Raw genomic sequence first — 15,290 nt, 5'->3', positions numbered from 1 at the left:
CGGGCGGACACCGCAACCTACCGTCGGCCGGCGCCCGCAGGCGTCCCCCGCGAGCGGGACGGGTAGCGGCCGGTCATGCGGACCCGTGACCTGCTCACCTACGCCTACGCGCAGATCGGCGAGACCCTGCACGCCGCCGTCGAGGGCCTGTCCCCCGACCAGTTGGCCGAGCGCGTCGGACCCGGCGCCAACCCGGTCGGCTGGCTGGCCTGGCACCTGCTGCGGGTGCAGGACGACCACCTCGCCGACGTCGCCGGCACCGAGCAGGTGTGGACCGCGCAGGAGTTCGCGAGCCGGTTCGGCCTGCCCGTCGACGACGCCGCCACCGGCTACGGGATGAGCGCCGAGGAGGTCGCGTCGGTCCGGGTGCCCTCGGCGGAGCTGCTGCTCGAGTACGCCGACGCCGTCGCCGCCCGCAGCGCGGAGTTCCTCGGTGACCTGTCCGACGACGACCTCGACCGCGTCGTCGACCGGCGGTGGGACCCGCCGGTGACCCTCGGCGTCCGGCTGGTCAGCGTGCTGTCCGACGACCTGCAGCACGTGGGGCAGGCGGCCTACGTGCGGGGGCTGCTCGGCGCCTGAGCCAGGACCCGGGCGGCGAGCTCCGCGAGGACGGCCGCGGGCTCCGCGAGGCACCGGGCGAGGTCGGGCTCGGCCTCGGTCAGCGCGTGCGCGGCGGCGAACCCGGCCCCGCGCAGCTCGTCGTCGCTCAGCGCCACCCGCCCGGCCAGCGCCACGCACGGGACACCGGCCCGCCGGGCCCGGGCCGCGACCACCGCGGGCGCCTTGCCGCGCAGCGACTGCGCGTCCAGCGAGCCCTCGCCGGTGATCGCGAGGTCCGCGCCGGCCAGCGCCGCGTCGAGCCCGACCAGGTCGGCGACCAGCTCGGCACCCGACCCGACCGAGCACGTCAGGACGGCGGCCACCCCGGCCGCCGTCCCCCCGGCCGCGCCCATCGCCGGCCGGCCCTCCAGGTCGACGCCGAGGTCGCGGCGGACCACCGCGGCGAACCGCGCGAGCGCCGCGTCGAGCTGCGCGACCTGCGCCGGCGTGGCGCCCTTCTGCGGCCCGTACACCGCGGCCGCGCCGGACGGGCCGGTGAGCGGGTTGTCGACGTCGGTGGCCACCCGGACCTCCAGGCCCTGCAGCCGCGGGTCGCGGGCGCCGGGGTCGATCCGCGCGAGGCGCGCCAGCCCCGCGCCGCCGGGCGGGACGTCCCTGCCGCCGGCGTCGAGCAGCCGCACGCCCAGCGCCTGCAGCAGTCCCGCGCCGGCGTCGGTGGTGGCGCTGCCGCCCAGGCCCAGCACCACCCGCCGGGCGCCGGCGTCGAGCGCGGCGCGCAGCAGCTCCCCCACGCCGCGGGTGGTCGCGGTCGTGGGCGCCGGTCGGTCCAGCAGCCCGAGCCCGGCCGCGGCGGCGAGCTCGACCACCGCCGTCGTCCCCTCGACGGCGAAGGTGGCGCGCACCGGCCGGCCGTCGGGGCCGCCGACCGTCGTCGTCACCGGGCGGTACCCGGCGCGCACGGCGGCGGCCACCGTGCCCTCCCCGCCGTCGGCCACCGGGCGGGCGAGCACCTCGGCGTCCGGGCGCACCCGGGCCAGCCCACGGGCGACGGCGTCGGCGGCGTCCTCCGCGGTCAGCGTGCCCTTGAAGGAGTCCGGGGCGACGACGATCCGCACGCCCGGCAGCATGCCCTGCCCGCGCGTAGCGTCGGGCCGTGCCTGAGACCGCGAGCACCGACTTCTACGCCCTCGAGGAGCTGCTCACCCCCGAGGAGGTCGGGATCCGCGACCGCGTGCGCGCCTGGTGCGACAAGGAGGTGACGCCGCGGATCAACGACTACTGGGAGCGCGCGGAGTTCCCGTTCGAGCTGGTGCCCGGGTTCGCCGAGCTCGGCATCGCCGGGGGCACGGTGCAGGGCTACGGCTCGCCGGGGATGAGCGCCGTCGCCGCCGGCCTGGTGGCCGCCGAGCTCGCCCGCGCCGACGGCAGCGTCGGCACCTTCAACGGCGTGCACAGCTTCCTCGCGATGCAGTCGATCGCGATGCTCGGCTCCGAGGAGCAGAAGGAGCGCTTCCTCCCCGAGATGGCGCGGATGGAGAAGATCGGCGCCTTCGGCCTGACCGAGCCGCAGCACGGGTCGGACGCCGTCGCCCTGGAGACCAGCGCCCGCCGCGACGGCGACGTCTTCGTCCTCGACGGGCAGAAGAAGTGGATCGGCAACGGCACGATCGCCGACTACGTGCTCATCTGGGCGCGCGACGAGGAGGGCGCGGTCGGCGGGTACGTCGTCGAGAAGGGCACGCCCGGCTTCAGCACGCGGGTGATGACCGGCAAGACGGCGCTGCGGGCGGTGTGGCAGGCCGAGATCACCCTCGAGGGCGTCCGCGTGCCGGCCGAGAACAAGCTGGCCAACTGCCGCTCGTTCAAGGACGTCTCCACGGTCCTCGACCGCACCCGGTACACCGTCGCGTGGCGCGCGCTGGGCGTGGCGACGGCGGCCTACGAGCTGGCGCTGGCGCACTGCCTGCACCGCGAGCAGTTCGGGCAGCCGATCGCGGGCTACCAGCTGGTGCAGGAGAAGCTCGCGACGATGCTCGCCGAGATCACCACCATGCAGCTGATGTGCTGGCGGCTGTCCAGCCTCGCCGACGCCGGCCGGATGACCGCGGCGATGGCGTCGCTGGCCAAGCGGCACTGCTGCGCCACCGCCCGGCGGATCGTGGCCGACGCGCGGGACCTCTTCGGCGGCGACGGGATCCTCCTCGAGCACCACATCGCCCGGCACCACGCCGACATCGAGGCGATCTACACCTTCGAGGGCACCGACCACGTGCAGGCACTGATCGTGGGCCGGGAGATCACCGGCCTGTCGGCGATCAGCGGCCGGCGGCGCTGACCGCCGCGGTCAGCCGGCGCGGCTGAGCAGGACCTGCTCCCAGGCCAGCCCGGACAGCCGGCGGCAGTCCGGGCAGCCGGTGCGCCCGGCACCGATGCGCTCCCACCGCTGGTGGCCCCAGATCTGCACGATGGACCCGCAGAGGGCCAGCTCCACCTCGCCGTCGCGCTCCCCCGCCGGGCGCACCGACGGGACGGCGTGCCACGGGGTCCGCTGGGCGGCCGGACTGCCCTGCTTCCAGCGGTCAGGGCGGGCGAATCCGACCGCGAGAGAGTCCACGAGCTGCAGGTGCCCTGGACGGTCTCGTATCTAACCGCCCGTCCGGGTGAACCCGGAACGCGCCCGCGCGCGGCACCCCGAGCGCGCCCGCGGCGTTACCGTCGGGAGGTCTGCGGAGCGGAGGAGCGACGACGGTGGAACCTGTCAGCCTGGTCATCGGTGCGGCACTGCTGGCCGCGGGGTTCGTGGCCGGCCGGCTCGGGCGCCGGCGTCCCGCGGGGCCGCCGCCGAACCCGACGCCGGTGTGCGGCTGCGGGCACACGCTGAGCCAGCACGACACCGAGACCAACACCTGCTACGCCGAGCTGCGCCGGGACACCTTCGACCGGCGCGGCCGGTTCGCCGGTCACACCTGGGTGCCGTGCACCTGCCGGCAGTACGTCGGCCCGCGCCCGATCGACGAGGTCTTCGTCCCCCGCATCCTCCCGCCGTCCGACTGAGGCCGTCGCCGGTCCGGACGCCGTCCCGCCCCGATCATGGAGTCGCGGTGGCGACGCGCCGAGGGCCGACGGCGTGTCGCCACGGGAACTCCATGATCGCGGCGGGAGGCGGCCGGTCATGGGGCCCGACGGCGCTCGCGGGGGTCAGGCGGGCGGGTCGGCGAGGTCGGTGAGCGCGGCGACCAGCGCGGCGACCCGGGCCGGGCCGAGCTCGGTGGTCAGCGCCGCCTCGTGCGCGGACACCAGCGCCTCGAGCCGGTCCAGCCGGGTGCGGCCGCGGGCGGACAGGTGCACCCGCACGCGGCGGCCGTCCTCGGGGTCGGGCAGCCGGTAGGCCAGCGCGGCGTCGACCAGCCCGTCGACCATCCGGGTGGCGGTGGGCGCCGGGACGCACAGCGCCGCGCACAGCTCGCTCATCGTGCGCCCCGGACCCGACGCGAGCGCGCGCATCAGCCGGTAGGCCTCCAGCGTCGCGCCGTCCTCGGCGAGCACCGTCCCGACGCCGCGGGCGACCCGCCGCGAGACGACGGCCAGCAGCTCGACCAGCGAGGCGGCGGGCGCGGAACGCGCGGCGGGCACCGCGGTACCCGTGGCCTGCTGCTCGACCGCCATGGCCGCACCATACTCAGGAGGTGCCCGGACCGACCGCTCCGATGGAGGCGTGGGAGGCGGCCGTCGTCGACCGCTCCCCCGACGTCGTCCGGATCGGGCTGGCCGTCCCGCTGACCGGGCCGCTGGCGATGACCGCGCCCTCGGCGCTGGACCTGGCCGCGCTCGCCGCCGACGAGGTCACCGAGGCCGGCGGGGTCCGCGGCCGCGCGGTGGAACTGGTCACCGTCGACGCCGGGCGCCGGCCCGCCGAGGTGGCCGCCGACGTCGCCGCCCTGCACGCCGCCGGCGCGGTCGACGTCCTCGTCGGCTTCTCCACCAGCGACGTCTCCCGGGCGGTCGCCGCCGCGCTGGCCGGGCGCGCGGGCTACGTGTTCACCCCGCCGCACGAGGGCGGGCGCGGGTCCCGCGGGGCGCTGCGGATCGGCGCCTCCCCGCTGGCCCAGCACGCCGCGGCGCTGACCTGGCTGGTGCGCCACCGCCGGGCACGGCGCTGGGTGCTGCTGGGCACCGACTACGTGTGGCCGCAGGCGGTGCACCGCGCCGCGCGGTCGGTGCTGCACGACCTCGGCGCCGAGGTCGCCGGCGAGCTGCTCGTCCCGTTCGGCCCGGCCGACCCCGGCCCGGCGCTGGACCTGGTCCGCCGCACCCGAGCGGACGCCGTGCTGCTCAGCCTGGTCGGCCGTGACCTGGTCGCCTTCAACCGCGCGTTCGCCCGCGCCGGGCTCGACCGCCGCGTCGTGCGGCTGTCCGGCGCGCTCGAGGAGAACGGCCTGTACGCCGTCGGCGGCGACGGCACCGGCGAGCTCTACGCCTGCATGCCCTCGTTCGCGGCGGCCGACGGCGCCGGCGACGAGGGGCAGCTCGCCCTGCAGGAGCGGCTGGCCGCCCGGGTGGGGCCGAGCGCGCCGGTGGTCTGCGCCTACGCGCGTGGCGTGCACGCCGGCGTCCGCACCGCCGCGCGGCTGCTGGAGACCGGCACGCCGGGGCCGCCGCCGATCCCCCGGCCGCGGCTGGCGCGCGCCGACGGGCTGGTGTTCCGCGAGGTCGGCGCGCGCGACTGACCCCCGATGTTTCCGATCGGAAGCAATGGGGCCTACCCTCCCCGCGTCCGGCTCCGAGCCGGCCGAGAGGAGGAGTCGTGACCGACCCCCGCACCACCCCGTCCGCGCACGCCACCGGGACCACCGGTGCCGGCGCGGCCCCGGCAGCCGGAGCCGCCGGCGTCGAGGAGTTCGGCTACCGCCAGGAGCTCAAGCGCTCGCTGACGTTCACCGACCTGCTCGTCTACGGCCTGGTCTTCATGGTGCCGATCGCGCCGTTCGGCATCTTCGGGAGCGTCTTCCAGGGCTCCGGCGGCATGGTCGCCCTCGCCTACGCGATCGGCGGCCTGGCCATGGCCTTCACCGCGGCGTCGTACTCGCAGATGTCGCGGGCGTTCCCGATGGCCGGCTCGGTCTACACCTACGCCGGCCGCGGCATCGCCCAGCCGGTCGGGTTCATCGCCGGCTGGATGATCCTGCTCGACTACGTGCTGGTCCCGGCGCTGCTCTACCTCATCGCCGCGATCGCCATGAACTCGATCGTCACGTCGATCCCGGTGTGGGTCTGGCTGATCGGCTTCGTCGTCCTCAACACCGTCGTCAACTACTTCGGCATCGAGTTCACCGCGCGGGTCAACAAGATCATGCTGGTCGCCGAGCTGATCGTGCTCGCGATCTTCCTGGTCATCGGCGTCGTCGCGCTGGTCTCCGGCGAGGGCCGCGGCTTCGACTTCACGCCGATCTACAACAGCGACACGTTCTCCCTCGAGCTGGTCTTCGGCGCGGTGTCGATCGCGGTGCTGAGCTTCCTCGGCTTCGACGGCATCTCCACCCTCGCCGAGGAGAACCGGGACTCCGCGCGTTCCATCGGCAAGGCGATGATCGCGGCGCTGGCGCTGGCCGGGACGCTGTTCATCGTCCAGACCTGGGTCGCCGCGCTGCTCGTGCCCGACCCCGACACCCTCATCGCCGAGGGCGACGCCGCGGGCACCGCGTTCTACGACGCCGCGGAGGTGGCCGGCGGCGCCTGGCTGGGCACCCTGACCGCGATCGCCACCGCCATCGCGTGGGGCTTCGCCAACTCGCTGGTGGCCCAGGCGGCGACCTCGCGGCTGCTGTTCGCCATGGCGCGCGACCGCCAGTTGCCCGGGTTCCTCCGCAAGGTGCACCCGACCCGCCGCGTGCCGGTCAACGCCACCTTGCTCGTCGCGGTCGTCTCCCTCGTGCTGGGCCTCTACATGGAGCAGCGCGAGGACGGCATCACGCTGCTGTCGACCCTGGTGAACTTCGGCGCGCTGTCGGCGTTCCTGCTGCTGCACGTCGCCGTCGTCGTGCACTTCGTCGGCCGGCTGAAGAGCCGCAACTGGTGGCTGCACCTGGCGGTGCCGGTCCTCGGGTTCGGCATCCTGGCCTACGTCGTCTACAACGCCCAGGTGGCCGCCCAGGAGCTGGGCTTCGTGTGGCTGGCCATCGGGGTGCTGCTGATGATCGTCCTGATCGCCACGGGCCGGCGGCCCGAGATCCGCGCGGAGGAGAACCTGTGAGCGAGCTCGCGAGCTCACCGATGAACACAGCACCGGCGGTCGCCGGTGCGACGAGCGCCAGCGAGGAGAACCGGTGACCGCGTCCCTCGAGGTCGTCTCCCTGGAGCCGACCCCCGACCAGCTGCGCTACTCGTTCGGCGGCGGCGAGCCGCTGCTCACGGTGGCGCCGGGCACGGTGGTCGAGCTGACCACCGAGGACTGCTACGGCGGCAAGGTGCGCAGCGTGGACGACCTGCCGAGCCAGGTGTGCGACTTCCCCTTCCTCAACCCGGTGAGCGGGCCGATCGCCGTCGAGGGGGCCGAGCCCGGGGACACCCTGGCGGTGCACCTGGTCGACGTCGCGCCGGCGCGGGACTGGGCGGTGTCCAGCACGTTCCCGCACTTCGGCGCGCTGACCACCACCCACTCGACGGCGATGCTGCACGAGCCGCTCGAGGAGCTGGTCTGGCTCTACGAGATCGACCGCGAGCGGGGCACCTGCCTGTTCCGCCCGCGCCGCGGCGGCCCGGAGGTGGAGCTACCGCTCGACCCGATGCACGGCACGATCGGCGTCGCGCCGGCCGCGGGCGAGGTGTTCGCCAGCATCACGCCCGGCGCGCACGGCGGGAACATGGACACCCCGGAGGTGCGGGCCGGCACGACCGTCTACTTCGGCGTCAACGTGCCCGGCGGGATGCTCTCCCTCGGCGACGGGCACTGCCGGCAGGGCGAGGGCGAGGTCTGCGGCACCGCGGTCGAGTCGGCGATGCGCACGGTCGTCGTCGTCGACCTGGTCAAGGGCGGCGGGCCCGCCTGGCCGCGGCTGGAGACCGACGAGTTCCTCATGTCGACCGGCTCGGTCCGGCCGCTGGAGGACGCCTACCGGATCAGCCAGCACGACCTGGTGACCTGGGCGGCCGAGCTGGCCGGCTGGAACCGGCTCGACGCGCTGCAGCTGGTCAGCCAGGCGGGGCTGGCGCCGGCGGGCAACGTCGTCGACACCAACTACACGATGGTGGCCAAGCTGGCGAAGCGGTACCTGCCCGGCGCGGTCGCCGCCGACGGCGTGCACGAGCGGCTGCGCGCCACCGCGGCGGCGTACCTGCAGGAGCGCTGAGACCGGCGCCCGGGACCCGCCTTTCGCGCGCGGAAGGCGAGTCCCGGGCGCCCGGCCGGGTAGCGGTGTCGCAGACCCGTCACCGCCGTCGGAGGGAAGACCGTGACCGACGCCCCGAACAGCCCGGAAGCCCGCCGCCGCCTGCTCGCCGCCACCGAGCCCGTGCGGGCCGCGGCCAGCGCCGGCGCGCTCGCGCTGACCTACCCGCTGCTGCGCGGCGCCCCCCGGGGCGAGCCGCACGGCGTGCTCGTGCTGCCCGGCCTGATGGCCTCCGACGTCTCCACCGCGACCCTGCGCCGCTGGCTGCGCGGTCTGGGTTACCCGGTGGTCGGCTGGGAGCTCGGCCGCAACCGCGGCCCCACCAAGGAGATCACCGACGAGCTGCCCCGCCTGGTGCAGCGGCTGGCCGACCAGCACGCCGGGCCGGTGAGCATCGTCGGGCAGAGCCTGGGCGGCATCTACGCCCGGCGGCTGGCGCTGCGGGTGCCGCGCCTGGTCCGCCAGGTGATCAGCCTCGGCTCGCCGTTCGGGCTCGCCGGGGGCCCGCCCGACGACAGCCCCGGCGCTCGCGCCTACGCCCGCTACCGGCACCTGCACGCGGTGCCGCGCGGGCGGGGCGGCCTGGCCGGCGGCCTGCCGGTCCCGAGCACCGCGGTGTACTCGCGCTGGGACGGCGTCGTCGACTGGCGGGCCTGCCGGCAGACGCCCGGCCCGCGCGCGGAGAACGTCGGCGTGCACGCCAGCCACCTCGGGATGGGCCACGACCCGGCGGTGCTGTGGCTGGTGGCCGACCGTCTGGCGCAGACCCGCGACGGCTGGCGGCCGTTCACGCCGCCGGCCCGGCTGCGGCTGCTCTACACCAGCGAGGACGACGTCACCGGCTGACGGCGCCGCGCCCGCAGCACCGCGTCGGCGGCGTGCGCCGAGCCGTGCTCGTGCCCGCGCGCCTCCCGCGGCCGCGCCTCCGCCACCAGCACCTCCCAGTCGCCGGGGTCGAGCACCGCGGCCATCTGCTCGCCGGTCGCGTACCAGTCGGGCAGGCCCGGCCGCTGGATGCCGTGGGCGGCGTCGCTGCCGTCGTGCACGGTCACCAGCAGCGTGCCGCCGGGCGCGACCGCCGACGCCAGCGTCCGCAGCACGCCGTCGCGGGTGCCGGGTGGGAAGTGCAGGAACGAGGCGGTCACCAGGTCCCAGCGCTCGTCGCCGGGATGCCACGAGGAGACGTCGGCCTTGCGGGTCTCGAGCGGCACCCCGGCCGCCTCGGCCGCCGCGGCCGCCCGGTCGAGCGCGGTGCGGGAGAGGTCGAGCGCGGTCACCGCCCAGCCGCGGCGGGCCAGCCAGACGGCGTCGCCGCCCTCGCCGGCGCCGGCGTCCAGCGCGCGGCCCGGCGGCAGGTCGGCGGCCTCGGTGGCCAGGACGTCGTTGACCCGGCCGCTCCACACGCCGGAGGCGTGCGTGCGGTAGCGCTCCTCCCACCACTGCTCGCCGTACTCCGGGTCGCTCATCGCGCGGATCACGTCGACCGCGGCCCGGGTGTCCTCGGCGACCAGGTCGGCGTTGACCTGCGCGCCGGCCATCAGCCCGGCGGCCGCGGCGCCGATCACCTGGGCGCTCGGGTCCGCGACGTTGCCGGCCGCCCACACGCCGGGCACCGCGGTGGCGCCGCGGGCGTCGACCGGCACGTGCGACCCGACGACCGCCTCGCCCATGCGGAACGGCTGGGCCTCCAGCCCGAGCCCGGTCAGCACCGCCGAGCGGGCGGTGAACCGCGGGGCCACGACGACGGCGGCGCGCGGCACCACCTCGCCGCCGGCCAGCCGCACGCCGGTCAGCCGGCCGCCGTCGGTCTCCAGCGCCGCCACCTCGCCGCGCACCACCCGGATCCCGCGCGCGGCCAGCGCCTCGGCGGTGGCGTCGTCCGGCTCCGGCGCGGTGTGCAGGAAGAACACGACGTCGGCGCTCCACTGCCGCCACATCTGGGCCTGGTGCAGGGACATCGGGCCGGTGGCGACCACGCCGATCGCCCGGTCGCGCACCTCCCAGCCGTGGCAGTACGGGCAGTGCAGGACGTCGGTGCCCCACAGCTCCCGCACGCCCGGGACGTCCGGCAGCTCGTCGGTCAGGCCGGTGGTGACCAGCAGCCGCCGCGCGCCGAGCACCCGCCCGGAGGCGAGCTCCACGGTGAACGCGCCGGCCGCCCCGCCGACCGCGGTGACCGTGCCGTCGACCAGCACCCCGCCGTAGCCGGCGACCTCGGCCCGCCCGGCGGCGAGCAGGTCGGCCGGGGGCGTGCCGTCACGGCCCAGGTAGTTGTGCATCTCGTGCGCCGGCGCGTTGCGCGGCGTCCCCTCGTCGACGACGGCGACCGAGCGCCGCGCCCGCCCCAGGGCGAGGGCGCCGGACAGGCCTGCCGCTCCCCCGCCGATGACCACCACGTCGTACGTCTCGTCCATGCCGCCCACGGTGCACCCGCCGTCGCGGAACAGGCAAACACCTTTGCCACACTGGCAACGTGACCGATCCCGACGCGCACCTCGACGCCGTCCTCGACGCGGTGGGCCCGCGGCTGCGCGAGCTGCGCCGGCAACGGGGCGCGACGCTGACCCAGCTGTCCGAGGACACCGGCATCTCGGTGTCCACGCTGTCCCGGCTGGAGTCCGGGCGGCGCCGGCCCACCCTCGAGCTGCTGCTGCCGCTGGCCCGCGCCCACCAGGTGCCGCTCGACGAGCTGGTCGACGCCCCCGAGACCGGCGACCCCCGGGTGCGGCTCCGGCCGATCACCCGGCACGGCGCCACGTTCATCCCGCTCACCCGCCGCCCGGGCGGGCTGCAGGCCTACAAGATGGTATTCCCGCCGCGCTGGGGCGGGGAGCCGGGCGAGCAGCGCTCGCACGAGGGCTGGGAGTGGCTCTACGTGCTGTCCGGGCGGCTGCGGCTGCTGCTCGGCGACGCCGACGTCGTCCTGACCCCCGGCGAGGTGGCCGAGTTCGACACCCGCACCCCGCACTGGCTGGGCAACCCCGACGACCGGGCCGCCGAGGTGCTCGCCCTCTTCGGCCCGCAGGGCGAGCGCATTCACGTGCGCGCCGCCCCCCGCGGCCGCTGAGTCCGCCTTTCGCGCGCGGAAGGCGGACTCAGGGGACGACGACCAGCCGGACGTTCGCCTCGCCCGCGGCCTGCCGCGCCCAGGCGCCGCCGACGTCGGCCAGCGGCACCGTCTCGTGCGCGACGGCGACCCGGCCGGTGGCGGCCGCGGCGAGGACCGCGCCGAGCGCGTCGCGGCGCTGCTGCGGGGTCAGCGCGTTGTTGGTGTAGCCGAGCACCTCCGCCGACCGGCCGCGCAGCACCGCCGAGGAGAACACCGCCTCGTCGCCGGACGCCCCGCCCAGGTTGACCAGCCGCCCGCCCGGCGCCAGCACCCGCGACGCCGCGGTCGCCGCGACGCCGAACACCGGGTCGACGACGACGTGCGCGCCGCCCGGGCACGTCTGCGCCAGCGCGGCGGCGAGCGCGTCGACGTCGCCGGTCAGCGGCACGACGGCGTCGGCGCCGGCGGCGCGGGCCCGCTCCCGCGCCGTGGTCGAGCGGCAGACCGCCACCACCCGCCCGGCGCCGAGCACCCGCGCCGCGCCGACCGCCACCTGCCCCACCGCGCCGCCGGCCCCCAGGACGACGACGGTCTCCTCCGGCTGCAGCCGCCCGCGCCAGGTCAGGCACATCCACGCGGCCACGCCGGACAGGCCGATCGCCGCGACCGCCGCGTCGGGCAGGTCGGCGGTCAGCGGCACGAGGTCCTCGTCGTCGACGGCGCACCGCTGCGCCAGGCTGCCATCGCCGGGCGCCATGCCGGCCGACGTCGCGAACCAGACCCGCGTGCCGGCCGGCAGCCGGCCGGACTCCTCGACGACGCCGACGCCCTGCACCCCCGGCACGTACGGCACCGCGGGCGCGCCGAGGTAGGACGTGCCGGACGCGCAGAGCAGGTCCAGCGGCACGATCGGCGCGGCGGTGACCCGCACCAGCGTGTGACCCGGCCCGGCGGCGGGGTCGGGGTGCTCGGCGTGCTCGGGCGGCGTCCCGGGCGCGCGGACGACGGCGGCGAGCACGTCAGGTGGCCCGCACGTCAGGTGGTGATGTCGGGATAGGGCAGCGTGATGTGTTCCATCGCCCTGCCGTAGGCCTTCTGGTACTCCAGCGGCCCGTGGTCGCGCTCGAACATCGCGATGAACAGCGTGAGCGTGAGGAACGGGTGGGCGCCCATCTGGAACAGCGTCACGTGGTCGTGCTCGCGCAGCGCGCGCCGCTCGTCCTCGGTGAACTCCAGCCAGGTCGACCGCTCGTCGTCGGTGCAGTTGAGGATCTTGTTGGCCATCTCGGCCTCCCACCACTCGACCGTGCCGGCCGGGTCCTCGCGGTAGCGCTCGACGAGGGCGGGGTCGCGGTCGACGGTGAAGAGGAACTTGTCCAGCAGGTACTTGCTCACGCCGGGGCTCCGTTCGGGTACCAGGTGAAGTAGGCCTCCATCGTGTGGAACAGGTCGAGGGTGTCGACGTGGTCGGCCTTCTGCCCCTCGCCGGCGGCGCCCATCATCAGCATGAAGTCCATGAAGCCGTGGGTGGCGTTGCCCGGGGCGTGCAGCGAGTCCAGCGACACCTCGGCCAGGCAGCCCTCGATGTCGCCGGAGGCGATCCACTCGACCGCCTTGCGGTCGAACTCCGGGTCGGGCCCGTGCTCGCCGAACTGGCGCGGGCCGCCGAGCTCCAGCGACAGGTGGCCGGTGCCGATGATCGCCACCCGCTTGTCCGACTCCCAGGACTCGACCATCTCCCGGATCGCCTTCCCCAGCTGCACGAAGCGCCGGGGCTGGGGCAGCGGCGGGGCGAAGATGTTCGTGTAGACCGGCACGATCGGCAGGTCGGCCTGCGGGCGCAGCGTGATGATCGGGCACGTGATGCTGTGGTCGATCCGCAGCTCGTTGGAGAAGGCCAGGTCGAAGTCGCGGTCGAGGCCGTCGCGCAGCAGGTGCGCGGCCAGGTCCTCCTCGCCGCGCAGCGTCATCCGCGGCAGGCCGAACTCGCGTTCCTCGTTGTACCAGTTGGCGTCGAAGAAGGGCGCCTTGCCGACGAGGAACTGGGGCATGTTGTCCAGCCACAGCTGGTGGAAGTGGTCGCTGCCGACCATCACCAGCACGTCGGGCTCGGCCCGGGTGAGCGTCTCCCGGAACCGCTCGATCTTGGCCACCCACTCGTCGGCGAACGGCGGCCGGTCCGCGCCGGTCGAGGTGCTCGCGCGGTAGTAGAAGGGGTGGTGGGTCGACGCGATGACCGCGGCCACCTCAGCCATGACTGCCTCCCAGGGTCTCGGGCTCGTAGGGGTCTGGCGGGACGGAGCGGTTGTCCAGGTCGACCGACAGGAAGACCCGGTTGGCCACGGGGTGGCGCAGCTCCTCGGCGAGCTGGCCGATCAGCCCGGCGGTGCGGGCCAGCAGCGCGAAGCCGCGCAGCAGCTCCAGCGGCAGGCCGAGGTCGGCCAGCGCGGCGCCGCAGACGCCGGCGCCGTTGAGCGGCAGCGTCCTCCCGAGCACCTGCGGGTGCACCCGGCCGATCGCGGCGAACAGCGCCAGGTGCGGGCCGACCAGGCCCTCCTCGCCGGCGATCTCGAACAGCCGCGGCGTGCGCGGGTCGCCGTCCTTGTGCACGTGGTGGCCCAGGCCCGGGACGAACCGGCCGGCCGCGCGCTGCGCGGTGACCGTCTCCAGGGCGAGGGCGTCCCAGCCGGCGTCGTCGGCCGGCAGCTCGCCCGCCGACACCAGGACCTCGTGCAGGAACCGCCCGCAGTCCTCGGTGACGCCGAGGAAGCGGGAACCGCCGCCGAGCAGCCCGGCGGCGAGCGCTCCCTGGATCGAGTCGGGGGCGGACAGGTACGTCAGCCGGGTGACGATCGCCGTCGGGGTGAAGCCGTGGTCGGCGAGCGCGGCGAGCACCGCCTCGAACACGCGGGTCTCCCCCGGCGTGGGCCGGCGCTGGGTGGCCAGCCAGAACGCCAGCTCGCCGAAGCCGACCGTGCCCATGACGTCGCGGGCGAGGTCGGTGCCGAGCAGGGTGATCGACTCGCGGCTCGAGGCACCCAGCGCGGTGGGGTACCCGTCCTCGCTCACGGCGCCTCCTCGCCCTCGGCCAGCCACCGGCGGATCTCCGCACCGTGCTCGTCGAGCGCGGGCGGTGGCAAGCGGTACCGCGCCGCCGTCCCGGAGAACCGGATGGGGTTGCGGATGGACGGCACGGCGGCGTCGCCCTCCCCCGCCGTGACGACGGGGTCCAGGCCGACCTCCCCGGCGAAGGCGACGCCCTGGTCGACGGTGTTGATCGGCCCGCACGGCACGCCCGCGGCGATGATGTCGCGGAACCACTCCATCTTCGTGCGGGTCTTCAGCCGCTCGACCAGCAGCGGGCGCAGCTCCTCGCGGTTCGCCGTGCGGTCCTCGTTGTGCAGGAACCGCGGGTCCTCCACCAGCCCGGGCACGCCGAGCACCTCGCACAGCTTGCGGAACTGGCCGTCGTTGCCGGCGGTGACGATCAGGTCGCCGTCGGCGCAGGGCAGCGGCTCGTAGGGGAACAGGCTGGGGTGGCTGTTGCCCATCCGGAACGGGACGACGTCGCCGGCGACGTACGCCGAGGTCTGGTTGACCAGCCCGGACAGCGCGCTGGAGAGCAGGTTGACCTCGACGTGCTGCCCACGGCCGGTGGCGTGCCGCAGGTTCAGCGCGGACAGCACGCCGATGGTGGCGTGCAGGCCGGCCATGACGTCGAAGACGGCGACGCCGGCCCGGTAGGGGTCGCCGCCCGGGTCGCCGGTGAGGCTCATCAGCCCGGAGATGGCCTGCACGATGAGGTCGTAGCCGGGCAGCGACCGCCCGCCGGGGCCGCTGCCGAAGCCGCTGATCGAGGCGTAGACGACGGCGGGGTTGGTGGCGGCCACCCTGTCGTAGTCGAGGCCGAAGCGGGCCAGGCCGCCGGGCTTGAAGTTCTCCACCAGGACGTCGGCGCGGCGGGCGAGCTCGCGCGCCGCGGCCAGGTCGGCGTCGTCGGTGAGGTCGAGGGCCACCGACCGCTTGTTGCGGTTGACGCCCAGGTAGTAGGTCGAGACGCCGTCCCGGACCGGTGGTGCCCAGGTGCGGGTGTCGTCGCCGCGCGGGCCCTCGACCTTGACCACCTCGGCGCCGAGGTCGGCCATGAGCATCGTGGCGTAGGGGCCGGCGAGGATCCGGGAGAAGTCGGCCACGAGCAGGCCGGCGAGGGGGCCCTCGGGGTTCGGCGCGCCGGGTGCTGCCGTCATCGTCGCGTCGCGCTCCTCGGCATCGGGGCTGGTGCCAGCGGACAG

At 75.7% G+C, this 15,290-nt stretch carries 17 protein-coding genes; 8 read left to right on the top strand and 9 right to left on the bottom strand.

Going from position 1 to position 15,290, the window contains the following annotated elements; translation table 11 throughout:
- Positions 1-75: 75 nt before the first annotated feature.
- Positions 76-582 carry a mycothiol transferase gene (locus ACI8AR_RS18805; RefSeq protein WP_457052346.1) on the top strand — a complete coding sequence of 169 codons (507 nt, stop codon included), beginning with the start codon at positions 76-78 and terminating at the stop codon, positions 580-582.
- Here the strand turns inward: ACI8AR_RS18805 and ACI8AR_RS18800 are convergent.
- Entirely contained in the window at positions 555-1,679 is a 1,125-nt protein-coding gene (locus tag ACI8AR_RS18800; RefSeq protein WP_457052345.1) for a glycerate kinase, read from the bottom strand. The genes ACI8AR_RS18805 and ACI8AR_RS18800 overlap by 28 nt on opposite strands.
- A 38-nt stretch (positions 1,680-1,717) precedes the next feature.
- On the opposite strand from ACI8AR_RS18800, the gene ACI8AR_RS18795 reads away from it, so the two are divergent.
- Positions 1,718-2,899 (top strand): acyl-CoA dehydrogenase family protein, encoded by a 1,182-nt coding sequence (locus ACI8AR_RS18795; RefSeq protein WP_457052344.1) that lies wholly within the window; start codon positions 1,718-1,720, stop codon positions 2,897-2,899.
- Between the two features lie 9 nt (positions 2,900-2,908).
- Here the strand turns inward: ACI8AR_RS18795 and ACI8AR_RS18790 are convergent, their stop codons facing one another.
- Positions 2,909-3,178, bottom strand: coding sequence for a hypothetical protein (locus tag ACI8AR_RS18790; RefSeq protein WP_457052343.1), 270 nt, complete (start codon positions 3,176-3,178; stop codon positions 2,909-2,911).
- A gap of 134 nt (positions 3,179-3,312) precedes the next feature.
- Here ACI8AR_RS18790 and ACI8AR_RS18785 point away from each other — a divergent pair, with 134 nt between their 5' ends.
- Positions 3,313-3,618, top strand: a complete 306-nt coding sequence (locus ACI8AR_RS18785; protein ID WP_387984944.1) for a hypothetical protein — start codon at positions 3,313-3,315, stop codon at positions 3,616-3,618.
- Positions 3,619-3,762: 144 nt separating this feature from the next.
- Here ACI8AR_RS18785 and ACI8AR_RS18780 read toward each other — a convergent pair whose 3' ends face one another.
- Positions 3,763-4,230 carry a MarR family winged helix-turn-helix transcriptional regulator gene (locus ACI8AR_RS18780; protein ID WP_457052342.1) on the bottom strand — a complete coding sequence of 156 codons (468 nt, stop codon included), beginning with the start codon at positions 4,228-4,230 and terminating at the stop codon, positions 3,763-3,765.
- 20 nt (positions 4,231-4,250) lie between these two features.
- Here ACI8AR_RS18780 and ACI8AR_RS18775 point away from each other — a divergent pair, with 20 nt between their 5' ends.
- The 4 genes from ACI8AR_RS18775 (at position 4,251) to ACI8AR_RS18760 (ending at position 8,795) form a co-directional block, all read left to right on the top strand.
- Positions 4,251-5,291 carry an ABC transporter substrate-binding protein gene (locus tag ACI8AR_RS18775; RefSeq protein WP_457052341.1) on the top strand — a complete coding sequence of 347 codons (1,041 nt, stop codon included), beginning with the start codon at positions 4,251-4,253 and terminating at the stop codon, positions 5,289-5,291.
- Positions 5,292-5,368: 77 nt separating this feature from the next.
- Complete coding sequence (locus tag ACI8AR_RS18770) at positions 5,369-6,814, top strand: APC family permease (protein WP_457052340.1); 1,446 nt, start codon at positions 5,369-5,371, stop codon at positions 6,812-6,814.
- Between the two features lie 73 nt (positions 6,815-6,887).
- Positions 6,888-7,910 carry an acetamidase/formamidase family protein gene (locus ACI8AR_RS18765; RefSeq protein ID WP_457052339.1) on the top strand — a complete coding sequence of 341 codons (1,023 nt, stop codon included), beginning with the start codon at positions 6,888-6,890 and terminating at the stop codon, positions 7,908-7,910.
- A 102-nt stretch (positions 7,911-8,012) separates the two neighbouring features.
- On the top strand, positions 8,013-8,795 hold the full coding sequence (locus tag ACI8AR_RS18760; RefSeq protein ID WP_457052338.1) for an esterase/lipase family protein: 783 nt from the start codon (positions 8,013-8,015) through the stop codon (positions 8,793-8,795).
- Here ACI8AR_RS18760 and ACI8AR_RS18755 read toward each other — a convergent pair.
- Entirely contained in the window at positions 8,765-10,363 is a 1,599-nt protein-coding gene (locus ACI8AR_RS18755) for an FAD-dependent oxidoreductase (protein WP_457052337.1), read from the bottom strand. The genes ACI8AR_RS18760 and ACI8AR_RS18755 overlap by 31 nt on opposite strands.
- A gap of 59 nt (positions 10,364-10,422) precedes the next feature.
- Here ACI8AR_RS18755 and ACI8AR_RS18750 point away from each other — a divergent pair, with 59 nt between their 5' ends.
- Positions 10,423-11,016 carry a helix-turn-helix domain-containing protein gene (locus ACI8AR_RS18750; protein WP_457052336.1) on the top strand — a complete coding sequence of 198 codons (594 nt, stop codon included), beginning with the start codon at positions 10,423-10,425 and terminating at the stop codon, positions 11,014-11,016.
- A gap of 28 nt (positions 11,017-11,044) precedes the next feature.
- On the opposite strand, the gene ACI8AR_RS18745 is transcribed toward ACI8AR_RS18750, so the two are convergent.
- From ACI8AR_RS18745 to ACI8AR_RS18725, 5 genes are read right to left on the bottom strand one after another with little or no spacing between them, the layout of a single operon-like run.
- On the bottom strand, positions 11,045-12,016 hold the full coding sequence (locus tag ACI8AR_RS18745) for a quinone oxidoreductase family protein (RefSeq protein ID WP_457052335.1): 972 nt from the start codon (positions 12,014-12,016) through the stop codon (positions 11,045-11,047).
- Between the two features lie 17 nt (positions 12,017-12,033).
- A complete protein-coding gene (locus ACI8AR_RS18740; protein ID WP_457052334.1) occupies positions 12,034-12,393 on the bottom strand; it encodes a hypothetical protein in 360 nt (119 codons plus the stop codon).
- On the bottom strand, positions 12,390-13,253 hold the full coding sequence (locus ACI8AR_RS18735) for a DODA-type extradiol aromatic ring-opening family dioxygenase (protein ID WP_457052333.1): 864 nt from the start codon (positions 13,251-13,253) through the stop codon (positions 12,390-12,392). The genes ACI8AR_RS18740 and ACI8AR_RS18735 overlap by 4 nt, the downstream gene beginning before the upstream one ends.
- Positions 13,246-14,067, bottom strand: a complete 822-nt coding sequence (locus ACI8AR_RS18730) for a citryl-CoA lyase (RefSeq protein ID WP_456928522.1) — start codon at positions 14,065-14,067, stop codon at positions 13,246-13,248. Before ACI8AR_RS18730 ends, ACI8AR_RS18735 begins: the two co-directional genes overlap by 8 nt.
- A complete protein-coding gene (locus tag ACI8AR_RS18725) occupies positions 14,064-15,245 on the bottom strand; it encodes a CaiB/BaiF CoA transferase family protein (protein WP_457052332.1) in 1,182 nt (393 codons plus the stop codon). Before ACI8AR_RS18725 ends, ACI8AR_RS18730 begins: the two co-directional genes overlap by 4 nt.
- Positions 15,246-15,290 lie beyond the last annotated feature (45 nt).

The sequence above is a fragment of the Geodermatophilus sp. SYSU D01036 genome, assembly GCF_054050435.1.
Note: the sequence above shows the minus strand (reverse complement) of the source record. Positions and strands in the feature narration are given on the sequence as shown.

Coding starts and splice junctions, on each gene's coding strand:
- ACI8AR_RS18805 (WP_457052346.1), top strand. CDS start 76: ATGCGGACCCGTGACCTGCTCACCTACGCCTACGCGCAGATCGGCGAG.
- ACI8AR_RS18780 (WP_457052342.1), bottom strand. CDS start 4,230: ATGGCGGTCGAGCAGCAGGCCACGGGTACCGCGGTGCCCGCCGCGCGT.
- ACI8AR_RS18755 (WP_457052337.1), bottom strand. CDS start 10,363: ATGGACGAGACGTACGACGTGGTGGTCATCGGCGGGGGAGCGGCAGGC.
- ACI8AR_RS18735 (WP_457052333.1), bottom strand. CDS start 13,253: ATGGCTGAGGTGGCCGCGGTCATCGCGTCGACCCACCACCCCTTCTAC.
- ACI8AR_RS18725 (WP_457052332.1), bottom strand. CDS start 15,245: ATGACGGCAGCACCCGGCGCGCCGAACCCCGAGGGCCCCCTCGCCGGC.